This is a genomic window from Pseudomonas sp. Marseille-QA0892 (assembly GCF_054950135.1).
The window spans coordinates 216,031-233,841 of the sequence record NZ_CM143104.1 but is presented as its reverse complement, the minus strand read 5'-3'; the positions used below and the strand labels follow the sequence as shown (position 1 = coordinate 233,841).

Genomic DNA, 17,811 nt, shown 5'->3' with positions numbered 1-17,811 from the left:
TCACGATACGTCGGGAATGTCGATCGCCAACCCTGCCCCTTCGTAGCATCGGCTCAGCCGCGCTGCGAGCGCCTTCTTTGATTGTAGCTCGCCGTGCACCAAGCGGATTTCCGTTGGCCAGCTGCGCATCCCCATCACGAACGCGACCAGATCATCCTGGTCCGCATGCGCCGAATAGCCGCCAAGGCTGTCTACCTTTGCCCGGATATCGACACGCTCGGCATCCAGATCGACGTAGCCGCCCTTGGGCCCGAACGTCTGTATCGCCTGGCCGGGCGTGCCCTCGGCCTGATACCCAACGAACACGACATGGTGCCGTTCGTCTCCAAGCATTGCCTTCAGATAGTTGACGATCCGCCCTCCCGAACACATCCCATTGCCCGCGATCACGATCGCAGGGCGTGCGGTACGGGTGAGGTAATCCAGAACGCGCTGGTGATCCTGATGGCTGTCGACCGTGATCAGTTGCTCGAAGGCTAGTGGCTTGCGGCCCTCCTCCAGACGTGTTCTGGCCTCGTCATCCCAGAAGACCTGCAAGTCACGGTACGTCTTGGTGAAACGGCTCGCCAGCGGCGAATCCAGGATGACCGGCAAGCGCGGCCAATCTATTTCCGCATCGGAGCCGCTGTCACCTGCCGCGTCCGTTGACTGAGCTGAGGGACGACCTGCCCCCGCAGCCTCCTCACCTCCTGCCTGCTCATGGAGAATTTGCTCCAGTTCGTAGAGAAGCTCCTGCGTACGCCCGATACTGAACGCCGGGATCAGCACTGTGCCCTCGTCAGCCAGTGCCCGCTCGATCACCGCCTTCAATCGATCTGTTCGTGCTTGCCGATCTTCGTGGCGACGGTCCCCGTATGTGCTTTCGAGGATCAAGAGATCCGCCCGCTCGGGCGGAACCAGGTCGGGCAGGATTGGTGAATGAGGCGCGCCGAGATCGCCGCTGAATACGACGCGACACGACTCGCCCTCATCCAGGCCCATATCGAGTTCTACATAGGCCGACCCCAGCACATGTCCTGCGGGCTGGAGCCGGATGCGGCATGACTGCGGCCCGGTATTCAGCAGCGTAAACCATGTGCCGTATGGCAGCGCGATGATGCGCTGCTCGACGAGCTGGAGGTAGCGGTCTACATGCTTTGGATCGCGACTGACGCCAAGTTTGAAGGCATCCTCAAGCACGATAGGCAGCAGCCGAGCCGAAGGCTCGCTACACAGGATGGGGCCATCGAAGCCGGATGCAAGTAGATGCGGGATACGGCCAACATGGTCGATGTGCACGTGCGTTACGACCAACGCCCGGATGCCCTCTACCGGAAATTCGACTGCCAACTCCTGTTCGTCGCCTTTCGAGTCCTGGCCCTGGAACAACCCGCAGTCCACCAGAAGGCTGTTTGTTTCATCCATCCATATCTGATGGCACGAACCGGTAACGCTGTCCTTGGCGCCGTGATGGGTAATCCGGGGTGACGGCATTGTCGCTTACTCCTTGTCCTGAACAGTCGAGCGCACACAGCTCCATCTGCACGCAGCCAATGATGGTATCAGCGGAAAACGGGAGGGAATGCGCTGGCGTGCAGAATTGCGACACAGGCCCGGCCGCTCCCGGTGCATCATTTCTAGACCTCGCGATCCCGTTAGCGACTCAATGGCGCGACCGGTAAACTTTGGAATTGATGCTACACATCACAGTTCGAAAAGCGCTCGCGTGCGCCTTGGAACGGCAAAAGCAACCCACAGGGAGCGGCCCTTGAAAATCCTCTTCGTTCACCAGAATTTTCCCGGCCAATTCAAGCATCTGTTTGCTTACTGCATGTACCGCGGTGATGAGGTCATTGCGCTGGGTGAGCAAAAGCCAAACGCCTTCGCGGCGGATAACGTAGTCCGCTACCAGCCAGCTCAAGGCACCACTCAAGACATGCACCCTTGGGCCAAGGAATTCGAATCGAAGGTGATTCGGGCCGAGGCAGCCAGCAAGGCGGCCTTATCCCTGAAAGCCAAAGGGTTCGAACCCGATGTGATTCTGGCGCATCCCGGATGGGGCGAAGCCCTACTGCTCAAGACGGTATTTCCGCGGGCGAAGTTGATCTGCCTGATGGAGTATTTTTACCGAGCAGAAGGCTTCGATATGGGATTCGATCCCGAATTCAAAGAACCGGGCTTTGAAGAACATGCGCGGCTCTTGAGCAAAAATGCCAACCTCTTATTAGCCATGGAGGCGATGGATTATGGCGTTTCGCCGACGGCATTCCAGGCTTCGACGTTGCCAGCCTGGGCCGCACAGAACGTTCGCCTCATACATGAAGGCATCGACACGGCGCTATGCATACCTAACCCAAATGCAGTGATTAAATTGCCGGACCGAGGCTTGGAAATCTGTGCTGGCGATGAGGTGCTTACATTCGTTGTAAGAAACCTGGAGCCCGTCCGCGGGTATCACGTCTTCATGCGTGCGCTACCAGCCATCATGGCCCAACGCCCCAACGTCAAGGTGTTCATCGTCGGTGGCGACGGCGTCAGCTATGGCAGTGCGCCTGAAAACGGATCCTACCGAAGCCGCTACCTGGCCGAAGTCGCTGCCGGACTGGACCCGAGTCGAGTGTTCTTTCTGGGCAAAGTCCCACACACCGTCTTCATAAGCCTCATGCAGATCACGCGCTGCCACGTCTATCTGACTTACCCCTTCGTACTCGGCTGGTCAGTGCTCGAAGCCATGAGCTGCGGTGCACTGGTAGTAGGCTCCAGGACAGCGCCGGTTGAAGAAGTCATCGAGGACGGGAAGAACGGTTTGCTCGTCGACTTCTTCGACATCGTTGGCCTTTCCGAGCGCGTGTGCAATGCACTGGAGGCGCCTGAAGCGTACGAGGCCATGCGTGCGCGAGCACGTGAAACAGTCATTACGCGCTTTGATTTGCAGCGTGTCAGCCTGCCCGCATACGCTCGGCTACTCGATGAGTCGACGGAGGCGAGCCCCGGTGCATAGCCAGGGCGTCAACACTTGGGCAGGCATGCCCCCGACTGCGTTACAGCGAAATCCGTTTCGCTTCGTCCGTCGTGAGCGGTACGAGCCACTCCCTTCGCTGTATTTCGCCATAGGAGTGCAAGCGATACCGAAGCCGATGTGCCCCCCCCCACCGCATTCTTTAATCGAACAGCTCTGCCTCACGCAGCATCGCGCCCACGGCGTCCTTCGCAGATATCTGCGGAACACCATCGCCCGGCCATTCGATAGCCAGGTCCGGATCATTCCATGCGATACAGCGTTCGGATTGCGGCGCGTAGTAATCAGTGGTCTTGTACAGAAACTCAGCCGTCCTACTGATCGTCACGAACCCGTGGGCGAAGCCTTTCGGGATCCAGAGTTGGCGCTTGTTTTCGGCAGAGAGGGTCACACCCACCCATGTACCGAAGGTAGGCGAGGAGCGACGTATATCAACCGCAACATCGAACACGGTGCCCTGAACCACGCGTACCAGCTTGCCCTGGGCGTGCGGGGGGAGCTGGTAGTGCAAGCCTCGCAGTACGTTGGTCACGGACCGGGAATGGTTGTCTTGTACGAAGTTCGCCTCGACTCCGGTATGCGCGTGGAAGGCCTGAGCATTGAAGCTCTCGAAGAAAAAGCCTCGCTCATCGCCATGGACCTTCGGAGAGAACATCACGACTTCAGGGATGGCCAAGCGTGTCGCTTCCATCAGTACACCTTCTCGCTCAACAGACCTAGAAGGTACTGACCGTACCCATTCTTTCGCATCGGGTGTGCCAGACGCTCGAGCTGCTCTTCACTGATCCAGCCGGCACGGAAGCAGATCTCTTCCGGGCAGGCTATCTTCAAGCCCTGGCGCTTCTCCATTGTGGCAATGAACTGCCCAGCCTCGAGCAAACTGTCATGCGTACCTGTATCGAGCCAGGCATAACCGCGGCCCATGATCTCGACATGCAGCGCGCCTTGATCAAGGTAGAGTTGATTGAGATCGGTAATCTCAAGTTCGCCTCGTCCGGATGGCTTCAACGAACGCGCGAGGTCGACGGCCTGGTTATCGTAGAAATACAACCCGGTCACCGCATAGCTGGATTTTGGATCGGCTGGTTTTTCTTCCAGGGACAGCACTTTGCCCCGTTCGTCGAACTCAGCTACGCCGTACCGCTCGGGATCCTGAACGTGGTAGGCAAAGATGGTGGCACCCTCCTGCCGGGCGCGTGCATTCTTGACCAGCGGCTGAAAGTCATGACCATGGAAGATGTTATCTCCCAGTACCAAAGCCGACGTATCGTTGCCGATGAAATCGGATCCGATGATGAACGCTTGAGCAAGACCATCCGGGCTGGGTTGCACAGCATACGAAAGGTTGACGCCCCACTGGCTTCCGTCGCCCAGCAGCTGCGCGAACCTGGGGGTGTCCTGTGGTGTGGAGATGATCAATATGTCGCGAATGCCCGCCAGCAATAATGTACACAGCGGGTAATAAACCATCGGCTTGTCATAGACAGGCAGCAGCTGTTTGGAAACCGCCAACGTGGCGGGATGCAGCCGCGTACCAGAGCCGCCAGCAAGCAAAACTCCCTTGCGGTTCATGCGTTCCCTCCCGGTAAAAGTTCGTTCAATACGCGCTGTACGCCCTGCTGCCAGTCCGGCATTCGTAAATGAAACGCCTCCTCCAGCTTGGCAACGTTTAACCTGGAGTTGCGCGGACGCGGCGCGGGGGTCGGGTACCGCTCGGTTGTGATGGCTTCGATTTCATGAGCGCGGACCGTCAGTGGCACCCCGGCACGCTCGGCTTGTTCCAACGCGTAGCGAGCAAGGCCGCACCATGTCGTCTCCCCTGACGCAGCGAGATGATAAACACCTCTTAGCGCCCCTCCGTCGCTCTGGAATAGGCGCAGTGCGGCCAGCGCGGTAACGTCAGCGAGGAGTTCAGCCCCCGTAGGCGCGCCTACCTGATCGTCCACGACACTGAGCGCAGAGCGCTCGCCTGCCAGCCGCAACATGGTCTTGATGAAGTTATGACCGCGAGCTGCGTAGACCCAGCTGGTACGAAATATCAGGTGATTTGCGTCGACGTCCCGAATGGCTTGCTCGCCCTGAAGCTTCGTCTGGCCGTACACGGATAGTGGCACGGTCGGATCGTTCTCCGTCCAGGGTCGCGAGCCGCCACCATCGAATACGTAGTCAGTCGAGAAATGCAACAACCAGGCGCCAACCTCGACCGCTTCAGCCGCAAGCACGCCCGGCGCTTCGGCATTGATCAACCTGGCGAGTGCCGGCTCGTGCTGCGCACGATCAACCGCCGTGTACGCAGCGGCGTTCACGATCAGATCCGGTCGCAACTGACGAACCGTACGGCGCAGGCCGTCGAGATCTGCGAGATCACCACACAGGCCCGCCTGACCTGAACGACCGAGGGCTACCAGCTCGCCCAGCGGCGCAAGGCTGCGCTGAAGTTCATAACCAACCTGACCGTCCTTTCCCAAGAGCAGAATCTTCATGCGCCCGTCCCGTACTGAAGGTCGACCCAGTCGCGGTAACTGCCGTCGAGCACACTGATAACCCAGTCTGGGTTCGCCAGATACCATTCCACAGTCTTGCGGATACCGGTCTCGAACGTCTCGGCCGGCCGCCACCCCAGCTCACGCTCTATCTTGCTGGCATCTATGGCGTAACGACGGTCATGTCCAGGGCGGTCAGCCACGAAAGTGATCTGCTCCTTATAGGAACGGCGACCACTTGACGGTTGCAGCGGGCGGAGTTCATCGAGCAGTTCGCAAATCGCGTTCACTATGTCGATGTTGGCTTTCTCGTTCCAGCCGCCAATGTTGTACACCTCGCCTGGCGTTCCGGCTTCAAGCACTCGGCGGATCGCCGAGCAATGGTCCTCCACGTAAAGCCAATCACGGATCTGCTGGCCATCGCCGTAGACCGGCAGCGGCCTACCTGCCAGCGCGTTGACGATCATCAACGGGATCAGCTTCTCCGGGAAATGATAAGGGCCATAGTTGTTCGAGCAATTGGTCGTCAGTACCGGAAGGCCGTAGGTATGGTGATAAGCGCGCACCATATGGTCGCTGGCAGCCTTGCTAGCGGAGTAAGGGCTATTCGGCGCGTAGGCGGTCGTTTCGGTAAACGGTGGGTCATTTGGCCCAAGCGAGCCGTACACTTCATCAGTCGATACGTGCAGGAACCGGAATTCCGCCTTTTCTTGTCCCTCCAGTCCGCTCCAGTACTTCCGCGCTGCTTCTAATAAGCGAAATGTGCCGACAACGTTGGTATCAACGAACGCTTCAGGCCCGTGGATCGAGCGATCGACATGGGACTCCGCGGCGAAGTGCAACACCGCGCGTGGTTTGTGCCTGCTAAACATTGCATCCAGCAGCGAGCAGTCACGGATATCCCCATGGAGAAACCTATGCTGCGGATTACCGTCAAGCGAAGCGAGATTTGCCAGATTGCCGGCATAGGTGAGGGCGTCCAGATTGAGTAGCGGCTCACCCGCGGCAGAGCACCATTGCAGGACGAAGTTCGAACCAATGAAGCCGGCCCCGCCAGTTACCAAGATCATGCAGTAGCTCCCTGATTAAGGGCATGTTGCGAAGCCATCTGCCCAATCGCCCGGCGAGCACGGTGCAGTGTCTGCTCACACTGCCCCATCGTGTTAAGAATCTCGCGGTTGGCCAGATAGTAGCCCTCCAACTCCTCCTGCGTCTCATGCAACTGAGCCAGTAACAAATCGTTTTCCTCTCTCACAGACTGCTGCTCGGACTGTGTACTGAACAGCTGCTGTTGCAACCGCTGAAGCTCTTGGTTGTGTTGCTGGCTCTGCTTTTCGGCAGCTGCTAGTGCCGCGCTCATTTCGTCCTGCTTGGCACTGGCCTCCGCAAGCTGCCGCTCCGCTTGCTCAAGGTCTGCGCGCGTATCGGTCAGCACGCTCGCCTGTCCAGCGAGTTGCGCTTCAAGTGCCGGCAGGCGCTGCCCTTTGACCAGCAGGTCGAGCAACTCAGGCAACGCCTCTGCGGGAGCCGGCTCGCGATTGGCGCGGAACTCTGGAGTGCCTTGTGGAAGCCACGAGGCGGCCTCAAGCGCCTCGTATAGCTCCCAGCATTCAGGGGCCAGGCGCTCGAACACACCGGCTAGCACAGCGGACAACGGTGACGCTACTGCGGGTTCGCTGGTGCAGCCAGCACCAATCAGCCCCAAATGCTCAACAAGAGCCTGCGGGGCGACCCTGTCCGCATTAACCAGCAGAAGCCCCTGGCGTAGATGGCGACGCAACTGCAGTACGGCGCGTTGTTGAACCTGCCAGCGGTGCAGCATGGCAGCATTGTCCTGTTCCTCTCCTATGGCCATTTGTGACCAAGGCGCACGATAAAGCCACAGCCAACGGTGTCCCTGATCGTCGGTGGCAAGCTCTGCCTCGGCGAGGAACAGCGACGACGGCTGCCACTGCAGCGCAGTGCTATCGACATGGCCCAGGCAGCACATCGCTGCTCTCTCGGTCAGGCCCGAAACAAACATATGCATCGATAACTCCTAGAATGAATAGGGAGAAAAGACGGCGCGCCCGCTCAATCCTTGCCAAATGGACCGCATGCATAACCTTGTCGCGAATATCTCTTTGAAGTACGCGACCCGCATCGCTAAAAACGTGTCGGCAAGCAGCCTGATAGCCTCGCCGGCGGTCTTGTCGGTCAGCAGCACCGCAACGTCGTTGCTCCGCGCACCACCGCCTCGACTGAGCAAGTATCGACGTGATTGGTGCGAGGTCGCAGTCGATGGGCATGGCGATAATGCGAACTCATCAGAGTAGGCGACCTGCTTGTCAGACATTACGCGCTGGCATAGTGGCTTGTGTGCGAGGTGGTCGCTAATTTCGCAATCGGCAGTTGAGGAATAGCGCTGGTCGATCAATTTGACGGCGGCGGAATCAATGTCGAGCGCAACAACTCCGTGGCGATGTACGGGAAGTATGAAGTTTGGATGTCCGATATAACCAGTACCAAAAACCGCTTTTTTGCTCATTTTTAGCACCTCCCATACTTCCAACAAGAAACAAATCCGAGTGTCGCTCTATCCGCGTTTGCGTTTGCGTTTGCGTTTGCGTTTGCGTTTGCGTTTGCGTTTGCGTTTGCGTTTGCGTTTGCGTTTGCGTTTGCGTTTGAAGATAGCCGCCAAATGGCGCCAGCCAAAGTTTACGTATAATATCTCTTAGCAAAGCTGGCCATTATATAACAGATCGAACTCTCTTTATCTGAGGACACGGCTTTCGATGACGCGATACGCCTCAGACCAGTCCAGCGAGGCTACCGTATTCAGTCCTTCGCGAACCAGTGAAAGACGTCGAGGGGTATCGCTAAGTAGCTGAACAATACGCTCCGCTGCTACATCCGAGAGCGGCTCCAGCAAAAGCGCATTACTTTCGTTGAGTAGCCATTCGTTCGCTTCATTACGATTAGTAGCGACGATACATCCTGAGGCCATATACTCTAGCGGCTGATAAGAGGGGTGCGGCGTTGCCATAAATACCAACCCCAGGTGCGAGCGGCGGTAGAGGCTGGCAACTTCGTCAATAGACTTAAGTAGCCCAAGATTTTCCACTACACTGTCAACTCCAAAATCGCCAGGTTTCCAATCAGCTCCAACTGAATAAATGCGCACCTTGGATCCCATTTTTCTCTTAAGCGCTTTCAGAATATCCAGACCAAGGAAAAACCCGTTTCTAGCATTCTCTGGACGACCGTAAAAAACAATATTGAATACCGTGGGCCGGCTTACTGCATCCATGTATATGTTATCAGGATAAAATACACTTCTGTCTACGCCAGGTAGGAAGCTAGTGACATCGCTGGAGTATTCTAGATATTTATTCCCTACCCCTGGCGTATTCGCAATACAGGTAAAGCCGAGACGGTAAGTCTGCTCGATCATCATATAGATTTCGCCACCCGCATAAAACATCGGCTCGAAATCTTGCATGAAATAATATTTTCTTTGGGTTTTATTGTAGCGCAACAGCAAATATGCCGTTGTCCACAGTGTGCAGAAGGCAATTTGCGAATGCGGCAAATCATTTTCACTATCTACACCACGAAGAAACTTGCGTAGGGTAAAACGCAGATTCGGAAAGTTTACACGAAGGGAGATAGAGAGCGGATCAAGATCGAAATCACGTCCAGTGAAGGAGTAGACAACAAATACGAACTGGGTGCTATGCTTCACAGACATGTATTCAGAAAAAGCAAAAACCGTTCGAACGCCGCCTTTTAAGGCGTGGGGTACCAAAGGTAAAAACCAGAGTATCGTCTGCGGCCTACCTAAGGGCTTGGCCCGCCCGCGCTCAATGCAAAGCCGGTTTGACTCGAAATCCTCAAGACTAACTTGAGCTAGATCCATTAGGCTATCACGTTTCATCACGCTGATACTGTCCTTGTGTTTGTGCTAATGGGCTCTAGCTGCTGCAGTTTTGGTGATCGATAACCACTGTTTCCGCCGTGCCCAAAGTAGGCGAAGTCAGGACAGTCTCTTAAACTGTGTCCTTCGGCCATTAGAGGTAGCCATTCAGCATTCAGTTTCCAAAGCACGTAATTCAGCGAAAGCTGGTCGCGATGCGTCTTGCTCTCTAACTCCTGCGCCCACAATTCAAAAATTTTCGGCGTTAGAGGGTGTGATAGGTTGAACAAAAGGAAATTCGTCTCAATCAATCCGTATTTCTTGGGGAAGCCTTCTGCAGCGTAGCGAATCATCTGCTCCTCGACTTTCTCCTGATTAGCCTTCCCGTGCTCTACAACAGCCTCTGCCTCTTCATAAATACAAGACCGTACTGGATGCGGGATACCAAAAATTGGCACATTAGGGTTAGCCTCTGCCAAGTCTAAATATGGCCGTAAGGAGCGACGTATTAATACGTTGGCATCGACCCAAATTCCATATCTATAGCCTTGCAAGTGACATGGCGCGGAGGATTTTACGCGCCGTGCTGCCATTATTTCTGATCCTTTTTGACAGACAAGGGGCTGCACCTTCCAGAAACCATAATCTGGCATTTCCGTATCGGTCATGTATATATAGTCAATTTCCGGATCAAGCGCCTCATGTACTACTACCGGGTCATAACTTCCTGCATTAGCTGTAAGCAGTCCAACCTCAGCCTTTATGTTTTCACTTCGCACAGCATGGTAGCTACTAATATTTTGCGGCAAAAATTCATTATCAGGGACGGAATATGGATTAGCAGCAGTATAGTAATACAAAAGGTCATGGGCCTTTTCGCACCGCACCTGTTGGACTGTCATCCCAGTCGCTAGAACTACATTGCCAAAGAGGCGTTCAACTGCATGAGCAAGCGTGCCATCTACCTGGGCAGTTTCTTCAGGGAAATCGTTGAAAGTTAGACTCAAATTCAGCAGCGGCAAAATTGCCTCTGTGCGCGAAAAAAACATTGATCCCGCCGGGAATGGAACCATACGGTCAACGCAAATATCGATGTTCATTCTAGCGCTAAGTGCTTGGCAGTATGGATAATTGGTTCCCCACGCAATCTGATTTGCTAGTGACCAATGATATTCAGGGAATATCATACCCAGATGGGCGTTTTCCGCGAGCAGCCTCAGGTTAGCCGTCGCCACGCCCTTGCTGCCCATTAAGTGCGTCATCAACTGCGTACGCCAATCCCGTTTCGCTGGGTTGTGCGGGCTGCGTTTGGAATGAATATGCCCAATAAACTTATGTTTTTTAAGATCTGCGCCAAAACCGGCAAGGAACGGACCAATATCCCGACCGCGATTCGGAAAGCTCCGCACATCGACTTTTACCAATGGCAAAGCTCGGTTTAGCAGTACACTTATCTTGTCGCAGTCTTTAATATCAGGAACCGAAACATAAAGCGCAAAGGGGATCGTAATATTCTTGAGCCAAGCAATAAATTCCTCCAGCAAGTCAAGGTAATGCAAGTGGAGATGCAAGCCAAGATCTATACCTAAAAAACCTATGGATCCAGCAGGCTCAGCAAATGGCTGATTAATAACTGGCGTAGAAAATACTGGTTCAAGGCAATAACCTTTTACGCTAAAAGCTGCGCCTGGTACTAGCCGGACTTCATCTGGCCCAATATTTTGATGTTCGCCTACGCGCTGCTGGATCGCGTTTTGAATATTTGAACGGATGACGTCCAGTTTCTCTGTTCGCTTAATAGCATCCATTCGTGCAACGAATTTTTCGGATGTATGCTTCTTCTTGAGATTGTGAGTACCCTGCTCAGATAATACTTGGCGTTTTTCATGGCCAAAGCTTTTGGATTTGGCATGATAGACGAACACATCGTCAGCAACCGCCAACTCAAAGCCTGCGTCGACAGCACGTATACAAAAATCGTTTTCCTCGCCATACCCTACCGGGAAATTAGCTTCATCCATATATCCGATGGCATCAATCACGGCACGACGGATCATGAAGCAAAAGCCATTGACAAACGGTAGTCGCGGATAGACGCGCTGCGAAGTCTTGGATACGATTCTTGCCATCCCTTCAATATCTATACCAGTGGGCAACTTGTTGATAGCAAAGGAACCACTTTCATCCCATAGCGCAGGTACATTTTGCCAACTCGCCGCATTGGATAATGGGCCTACCACACCAATCGCCGGGTCTGACTCCATACACCGAACCATGCCTGACAACCACCCTTCCGTAACAACAGTGTCACTATTTTGAGTGATTACGAAATCAGCATTCGATTCCCTTAAACCGATATTAACAGTGCGCGTGTAGCCGAAATTCTCGGCGTTTTCAATTAGCTTAAAGATGGCGTTGGCTTGACAGCGTTGACGTAACCAGTGCGTAGTTTTTGCATCCGAACCGTCATTAACAACGATGACTCGCACGCAATATCCGTCTGTGTGCCTTTCTAAGGACTCGAGGCAAAGTTTCACATCGCCCAATGCATTGAAGACAGGAACAACTATATTGATAGTACCTTTTTTAGGAAATAGTTTAGACCTCCGTCTCGCGATCTCTACGTTACTAGAAATGATCGCCTTAAGCTCGGGCGCTTGTTTGGCTGCGCGCTCATAATGCTCGATGGCGTCGACATATCTACCTTCCCGCAGAGCGCGGTTGCCAAGAGCGAGCGGGGTGTTAGATGAGGTTGCAGTTAAGCGAGATATTTTTTTCATACTGGTTAATTCAATATAATATCGATCAGGTCCACCGGACTTTGAGTATTCTGGTGACAAGCGTCGTTATTTGGCTGCTGATTGTGCTGACGCAACAAGCTAAGGACGTTTTCTTGCTGCCAGCGGGCCCGGTCTATGACTGGTTCGGCAAAGCCCAAGTCTTGATCGCTTATGATCCAGATATTATTCGGTGCAAAGCGGTAATCTGGAGCAGGAAGGAACGTTGCAGCCATACGATTCCCAGTGTGATCGCCTCGCGCTATGAAGTAGACGTTATCCTGACGATCGATGACGATTTCGGGCCGACTGATAGGAATCTGCAGCGTGCCGCCGCCTTGCAGGCTGAAGGTTTGGTTCCTAATCGAAACTATTTGAAGTCGCCATACCTTGCCGTCAAACCATAAATGCTGGTACTGCGGAATGCCATCGGGATCGTCGGCATAAAATGCGATATGTGGCCGGTTATGGCTGTCCAGCGCCATGCTGGTTTGATTTATAAGATTGCTGCCGGGTGAAACCGGGCAAATAGTTTCGGCGTTCACTTGAGTAATGGGCAGCTTGTAAGGACGCTTCCGCGAAGTCTGCCAGGTAATTCCATTGTCATATGAGCAGGCATAGCCAATATTGATATTATTGATACGTTGCTCTTCGCCTAGCGTGTGAGTGCGCCAAACAAACGAGAGATGAAGCGAGCCATCAGTGCCAACGGCGGGATGGTTCCAATATGCATTGCTTGTCCACGGCTTTTGTTCTGACCCACTCAGGATGGGCTTGGGATGATTGGTCCAGGTTCGCGTTGTTTCGTCATAGGTCTTGATGCGAGCAGTGCCCTTGTCATGCACGCCATCGCGGTACAAAAACGTAAGTGGAAAACCGTGGCGCGGCAGGATGAAGCTAGGATAGGTCACCTTCTCTTCAAGGCTGCCCGTCATGGGTAGCTCTTCGGTCCAAGCGCTGATGTCGCGTGGCTCAATCGATCGGCGATAACGCAGCTGCGTGGCGTGATGGTCATAGCTGAGGTGCAGATGACCTTGCCGGTCGACACCCATGCTGATGCTGTTGTGCGCATCGCGCAGGTTGTACTCACCATGCAAATCGAAGGTTGTCAGCGCGTCGTTTCTAAGGTCGCGCTGCACAAGCCTTAGGGTGTGAGTATCGACATAAAAGGCGGTGTATTGGATGTTGTCATGCGTCAGGATGCCGTGATGGCGAAAGATGACGGTGTTTATCGTATTACCTGCCCAAGCATCGCCTAGGTTGTGCGTGGCTAGAGTTGTGACACTGAAGGCGGGCCGCTTGGCAAATGACGGTACATGTGATGTCGCAGCAAGCGCCGAAGTCGGCAGTCCTAACTGCTTGTACTGTTCTTCGATCCGGGCTTGCGTGATTAGGCGCCGGTCTGAACCCGGCGTGCCAATCAAAATCGCCTTGTTGAAATGTTCCATCGCCCACTGTTGCTCGTCGCTGAGGATTGCCGCGCGGGCAAGGCTGTTGTGTACACCTGCGATCAATATCTGGCTTATCAGTTTCTTGCTGACGCCCCAATCTTTCGCAAGGCGCAGGTAGTGGCTCGCTTCGACGCTCCGATTGGTTTGCAGCCGCCCCGCTGCCGCCAGCAATGCCAGCTTGGCTCGGTCTGGATGGTACTGCAAGGTGGCACGGTCGAGTCTGGCAAGGCTTTCCCAATCCCCGAACTGCCATTGAGTACGGGAGCGCTCGAGCAGGCTTTCGTCGTATGGAAACGGATCGCCACTCGCACCTTCCGCGTGAAATACTATCTTCGTTGCGTCACCCGGAACGATGCGTCGAGAAGAGTCGGCACTGATTTGACCGACATCATGAGATTTGCCTAGCCAGCGGGTCAGATATGCTTTCAGGCTTTTTAACATCGCGCGTCCTCTCAGAGACCGGATTCCCGCAGTAGCAGGTCCTTAATAAGCTCGACCTGTGTGTTCGCCTTGATCACCTCTTCTTTCATCAGCAATAGGCGCTGATGGCCTTCGGCAACCGTCTGCTTGAGCTTGCCGCAATCGGAGGCGAGTCCTGTGTTTTCTTTTCTGAGAGCGTCTCGTTCAGCGACGAGCGCGTTCTTCTGAGCGGCCAGCTCTTCGAGCTGGCGCTGGCAATCGGAGCCGAGTTCGGCCTTTTCTTCGGTAAGCTGGTCCAATTGTGCCTGGCGTTCAGTTAGGAGCTTGGCCTGCTCGTCGCGAGCCTGAGTCAGGGCTGTTTTGTCCTTAGCCAGGGCATCGCGGACAGCGGTGAGTTCGGCTTTTCCTTTGGCGAGTTGGTCGAGTTGCGCCTGGCGCTCGGTAGCAAGCTTGGCTTGTTCGTCGCGGGCTTGGGCCAGCGCTTCTTTGTCCTTGGTCAACGTGTCGAGTGTGGCGGTGAGTTCGGTCTTCTCTTTGGTGAGCTGGTCGAGTCGTGCCTGGCGTTCGCTGGCGAGCTTGGCTTGTTCTGCCAGGGCTGCAGATTGCTCGCTCAGCTGCGTTTGCAGCTCTGCTTCACGCGTGGAGGCTTGCTGGCTGGCTTCTGTCAGACGATTGCGCAGCGTATCGACTTCGCGCTCAAGGCGTAGGGCGCGCAAGGCGGTGTCATTGCGTACGAACAGCAGGCTGGCTTGTGGGTAGAGCGCATCGGGATCGTCCATGACCAGATCGAAACCCATGCTGCTGAGGAATGCGGAGACGCCGGCTGGTTCGCGCTCGTTTTCGTAAAGCGGTTCGCTGCTGGTGTTGATCAGCAGCCAACGGAACGCTTGCAGCGAGTCGCGAGGCGCACCTTGCAGCAGCTCGAAGGCCTGGCCTGGCGCGCTGAGCACCAGCAGGTTGTCGCCGTCTGCATTCAGGGCTTGCTGTTCGAGCAGCCTGGCCAGGCTGATGGCAGGTACTTGCAGGGGCGCTTCGATGCGCAGGTTCGGGTAATAGTCCATCAAGCCACGCGGTGGCTGCAGGCTGGAATACGCAGGGTTGTTCAACGCATGTAGCGCGGCGGTTTGTTGGTCGGCGGGCGTGATGGCGACGGCCAGCAGCTCTTCGCCCAAGTCGCTGCGGAGGCGCCGCGCCAGTCCCTCAGCTTGCCGGGGGTGTGCTTCAGCCATGACGAGCCGGGTGCTCCGGAGCTCGCGCCAGTTGGCCAATGCGCTGCCGTTGCCGGCGCCGATTACGAGCGTTGTGCCCAAAGGGCCTGTGGTGTGTTGGCGGACGTGGTTCAGGAGCGAGTTCATTGGGCGGACTCGCTCAGTTCTGCTTCCACATCATCCAGCAGCGCATCGAGCAGTCGCTGGGCCTTGCGGAACTCGCGCAGACGAGCAAGCCCCGGCAGGTCATCGGTGGGCTCGTCCGGAGGCGTCAGTAGGTCACCGAGCAGGCTCATCGCCACCTGGTGCTCGGGCTCGCGACGCAGCAGCTTCTTCAGTTGGCTGATGGCCTGTTCGCGTTGGCCGTTGGCGATCAATTGCTCAACGCGTTGCGGTAGCGAGCGGTTCTGCAGCTCGTTGAGCCGTGCTTGCAGCGCGGCGTCGTGCGGCTGCAGCGCGAGCGCAACCTGCAACGACTCTTCCGCCTCATCGAAGCGACCAAGCGCCTCCAGGGCATTGGCCATGCCGATGTGAGCCCAGTGCTGGCGCAAATCGTCTCCCGCAGCGGTGCGGAAGGCTTCCAGCGCCGCCGCCGGACGACTCTGGAGCAGTAGCACTTCACCCACCTTGCAACCGATCAACGGGTGGCCGCCGAAGGCACTGTTGATGGCGTCCCAGGCGGTGTACGCCTCGACCAGCTGGTCGGTTTCCTGCAGGCGCGACGCAAAGCGATAGGCTTGGGCGAAACTGCCCGCACGGCCGCCGAGATGGGTATAGGTCGGGTGCTCGAACAACTCGGCCAGCACGCGCAGGCCCTCGGCTCGGGTGATTTGCGCATAAGGCTGCTGGCGTATCTCGGGGCCGAGCTCATGCGGCCCACCGGCGAGCGGCTGGCCGGTTTCTGCGTCGCGCGCTGTCAGGCGGTGGATGCGACCGTCGAATAGCTCATGAGAAAGTTTGACGCTGAACATGCAGTGGCCGTCGCTAAGCCCTGCGCCGAGAAGGTCTTCCCGGAACTGATCGGCGTGGCCGTGGCCAACGACCTCGCCATCGGCGACGACTTCGATGGCCAGGCGCTGCGTCCGCTGGCTAGGCGCGAAGGCCCAGCCGTAGGCGTAGCCGTCCTGAATGTAGTCGAAGTGGCCGATGACTTCGTAGGTCGAAGCAGATATCGAATTCATTGCGTGTCTACATATAGATGCTGGTTGGAAACCGTCGGCTGTGCAGCCTTTTGAACGTCCGTTCGGGATCCTGCAGCCGCACTGGGCTCTGCCGTATTTACCGCGACCGCCCAAAGGTCAAACGATCTGCCTTTGATGACACGCACCTCGGCGAAGCCGGCATCCGCAAGCTTTTTGCCAAGGCGCTCAGCCGTGAATCCGGTTCTGTGGCCCATGTAGTGGTTGCCGCGGGCGAGCGAAGCCTGGTGGCCAAACAGCATGTCCAGTGGCGTGATCGGGCCGGCCGGCGAGGTGTACATGACCTCATCCCCGCGGCCATCCGCGACAAGGCGGGTTATGCGCTCCAGATCAGGAAGCGTGATCAACGCAAAACCACCGGGCTTGAGTACGCGGCGGAGTTCCTTGAGTGCCTGGGGCACCTGGAAGCCTTCGAGATGCTCCAGGTTGTGGGACGACCAGACCGCGTCGACGCTCGCGCTTGGCACCCCGCTCATATCGGTGAGGCTTGCAACGATGTCGGGCTTTACCTTCGGATCGATATCCAGCCTGACTTCTCGCCAATGGTGCGACTTGAAGCAATCAGGTAAGCGCTCCGGCCGTGCGGAGCCGCATCCCACATGCAGGAGCGTCTTGCTTCCGGGTTGGCGCAGGCTTGGAATGAATGCAGCAAGATCTTCGTGGGTAATTTTCATTTGACCTTCTGGATCGTGTGGTCCGCGCAGCGCGGTGCCGTGTTGCGCGGCGGGAGCGCCAGGCCGCCGTAGGGGCCGGCGAGGTAGTCGGCGCTCAGGCAAGGATGGTAGTAAGGGTCGCTCTGTCCATGCTGCGACCAACGCTCGATGAAATGCCTCTGTTCACGGGCAGCACGTGCGGCCTTGCTAGGCGTATCCTCCTTCCCGCGGCTGGCTGACTCTGCATGAACGAGGGGCGCAAATGGCGTCCATACGATCCGCTTGCCTGCGCTGCGCAGGCGCATACAGAGATCGACATCATTGAAGGCAACTGGGAAACGCTCTTCATCGAGGCCCCCCAGTCGCTGGTAGTCGTGCTTACGCATAAGAAGGCACGCGGCCGTAACGACGCTTTGTTCACGGGCGATCTGGTTGAACCCCAGGTAGCCGGGGTCGTCCCGGTTGAGTTCGTTGCCGGTATGTGCCGCCAGACCATTGATGCCTACAACGACCCCGCCGTGCTGCACCATTCCGTTAGGCCACATGAGCTTGGCCCCTACCGCGCCAATGCCGGGCCTTAGAAGGTGGGCCAGCATTTCCTTGAGCCAGCCTGGCTCGAGTACGTCGATATCGTTGTTGACCAGCCCGACAATGCTTCCGTTGGCCTGCTCCACCGCCCAATTATTGATGGCGGCATAATTGAACGCGTGCGGATAAGGCAAAACGC

15 protein-coding genes are annotated in these 17,811 nt (G+C 56.1%); 1 reads left to right on the top strand and 14 read right to left on the bottom strand.

The window, feature by feature from the left end; genetic code table 11:
* Complete coding sequence (locus ACY8D3_RS01035) at positions 1-1,404, bottom strand: MBL fold metallo-hydrolase (RefSeq protein ID WP_462381131.1); 1,404 nt, start codon at positions 1,402-1,404, stop codon at positions 1-3.
* 343 nt (positions 1,405-1,747) lie between these two features.
* Between ACY8D3_RS01035 and ACY8D3_RS01030 the strand changes: the two genes are divergently transcribed.
* Entirely contained in the window at positions 1,748-2,980 is a 1,233-nt protein-coding gene (locus ACY8D3_RS01030) for a glycosyltransferase (protein ID WP_462381130.1), read from the top strand.
* A gap of 160 nt (positions 2,981-3,140) precedes the next feature.
* Here ACY8D3_RS01030 and rfbC read toward each other — a convergent pair whose 3' ends face one another.
* From rfbC to ACY8D3_RS00965, 13 genes are all read right to left on the bottom strand, one after another.
* Positions 3,141-3,689 carry a dTDP-4-dehydrorhamnose 3,5-epimerase gene (gene rfbC, locus ACY8D3_RS01025; protein ID WP_462381129.1) on the bottom strand — a complete coding sequence of 183 codons (549 nt, stop codon included), beginning with the start codon at positions 3,687-3,689 and terminating at the stop codon, positions 3,141-3,143.
* The gene (gene rfbA / locus ACY8D3_RS01020) at positions 3,689-4,570 is read right to left on the bottom strand and encodes a glucose-1-phosphate thymidylyltransferase RfbA (protein ID WP_462381128.1); all 882 of its coding nucleotides are present in this window, start codon (positions 4,568-4,570) and stop codon (positions 3,689-3,691) included. The genes rfbC and rfbA overlap by 1 nt, the downstream gene beginning before the upstream one ends.
* Positions 4,567-5,481 (bottom strand): dTDP-4-dehydrorhamnose reductase, encoded by a 915-nt coding sequence (gene rfbD / locus ACY8D3_RS01015; RefSeq protein WP_462381127.1) that lies wholly within the window; start codon positions 5,479-5,481, stop codon positions 4,567-4,569. Before rfbD ends, rfbA begins: the two co-directional genes overlap by 4 nt.
* Positions 5,478-6,551 (bottom strand): dTDP-glucose 4,6-dehydratase, encoded by a 1,074-nt coding sequence (gene rfbB / locus ACY8D3_RS01010; RefSeq protein WP_462381126.1) that lies wholly within the window; start codon positions 6,549-6,551, stop codon positions 5,478-5,480. The genes rfbD and rfbB overlap by 4 nt, the downstream gene beginning before the upstream one ends.
* Positions 6,548-7,510 (bottom strand): hypothetical protein, encoded by a 963-nt coding sequence (locus ACY8D3_RS01005; protein ID WP_462381124.1) that lies wholly within the window; start codon positions 7,508-7,510, stop codon positions 6,548-6,550. The genes rfbB and ACY8D3_RS01005 overlap by 4 nt, the downstream gene beginning before the upstream one ends.
* A 9-nt stretch (positions 7,511-7,519) precedes the next feature.
* The gene (locus ACY8D3_RS01000) at positions 7,520-8,008 is read right to left on the bottom strand and encodes a UDP-glucose 6-dehydrogenase family protein (protein ID WP_462381123.1); all 489 of its coding nucleotides are present in this window, start codon (positions 8,006-8,008) and stop codon (positions 7,520-7,522) included.
* Between the two features lie 225 nt (positions 8,009-8,233).
* Positions 8,234-9,397: a rhamnosyltransferase WsaF family glycosyltransferase gene (locus tag ACY8D3_RS00995; RefSeq protein WP_462384170.1), complete on the bottom strand. Its 1,164-nt coding sequence runs from the start codon at positions 9,395-9,397 to the stop codon at positions 8,234-8,236.
* The gene (locus ACY8D3_RS00990) at positions 9,397-12,156 is read right to left on the bottom strand and encodes a rhamnan synthesis F family protein (RefSeq protein WP_462381122.1); all 2,760 of its coding nucleotides are present in this window, start codon (positions 12,154-12,156) and stop codon (positions 9,397-9,399) included. The genes ACY8D3_RS00995 and ACY8D3_RS00990 overlap by 1 nt, the downstream gene beginning before the upstream one ends.
* A 5-nt stretch (positions 12,157-12,161) precedes the next feature.
* The gene (locus tag ACY8D3_RS00985) at positions 12,162-14,045 is read right to left on the bottom strand and encodes a BNR repeat-containing protein (protein WP_462381121.1); all 1,884 of its coding nucleotides are present in this window, start codon (positions 14,043-14,045) and stop codon (positions 12,162-12,164) included.
* An 11-nt stretch (positions 14,046-14,056) separates the two neighbouring features.
* The gene (locus ACY8D3_RS00980) at positions 14,057-15,379 is read right to left on the bottom strand and encodes a hypothetical protein (protein ID WP_462381119.1); all 1,323 of its coding nucleotides are present in this window, start codon (positions 15,377-15,379) and stop codon (positions 14,057-14,059) included.
* A complete protein-coding gene (locus tag ACY8D3_RS00975) occupies positions 15,376-16,413 on the bottom strand; it encodes a tetratricopeptide repeat protein (RefSeq protein ID WP_462381118.1) in 1,038 nt (345 codons plus the stop codon). Before ACY8D3_RS00975 ends, ACY8D3_RS00980 begins: the two co-directional genes overlap by 4 nt.
* The gene (locus tag ACY8D3_RS00970) at positions 16,410-17,105 is read right to left on the bottom strand and encodes a class I SAM-dependent methyltransferase (RefSeq protein ID WP_462381117.1); all 696 of its coding nucleotides are present in this window, start codon (positions 17,103-17,105) and stop codon (positions 16,410-16,412) included. Before ACY8D3_RS00970 ends, ACY8D3_RS00975 begins: the two co-directional genes overlap by 4 nt.
* Positions 17,102-17,806, bottom strand: a complete 705-nt coding sequence (locus tag ACY8D3_RS00965; protein WP_462381116.1) for a glycosyltransferase family 2 protein — start codon at positions 17,804-17,806, stop codon at positions 17,102-17,104. The genes ACY8D3_RS00970 and ACY8D3_RS00965 overlap by 4 nt, the downstream gene beginning before the upstream one ends.
* Between the last annotated feature and the right edge of the window lie 5 nt (positions 17,807-17,811).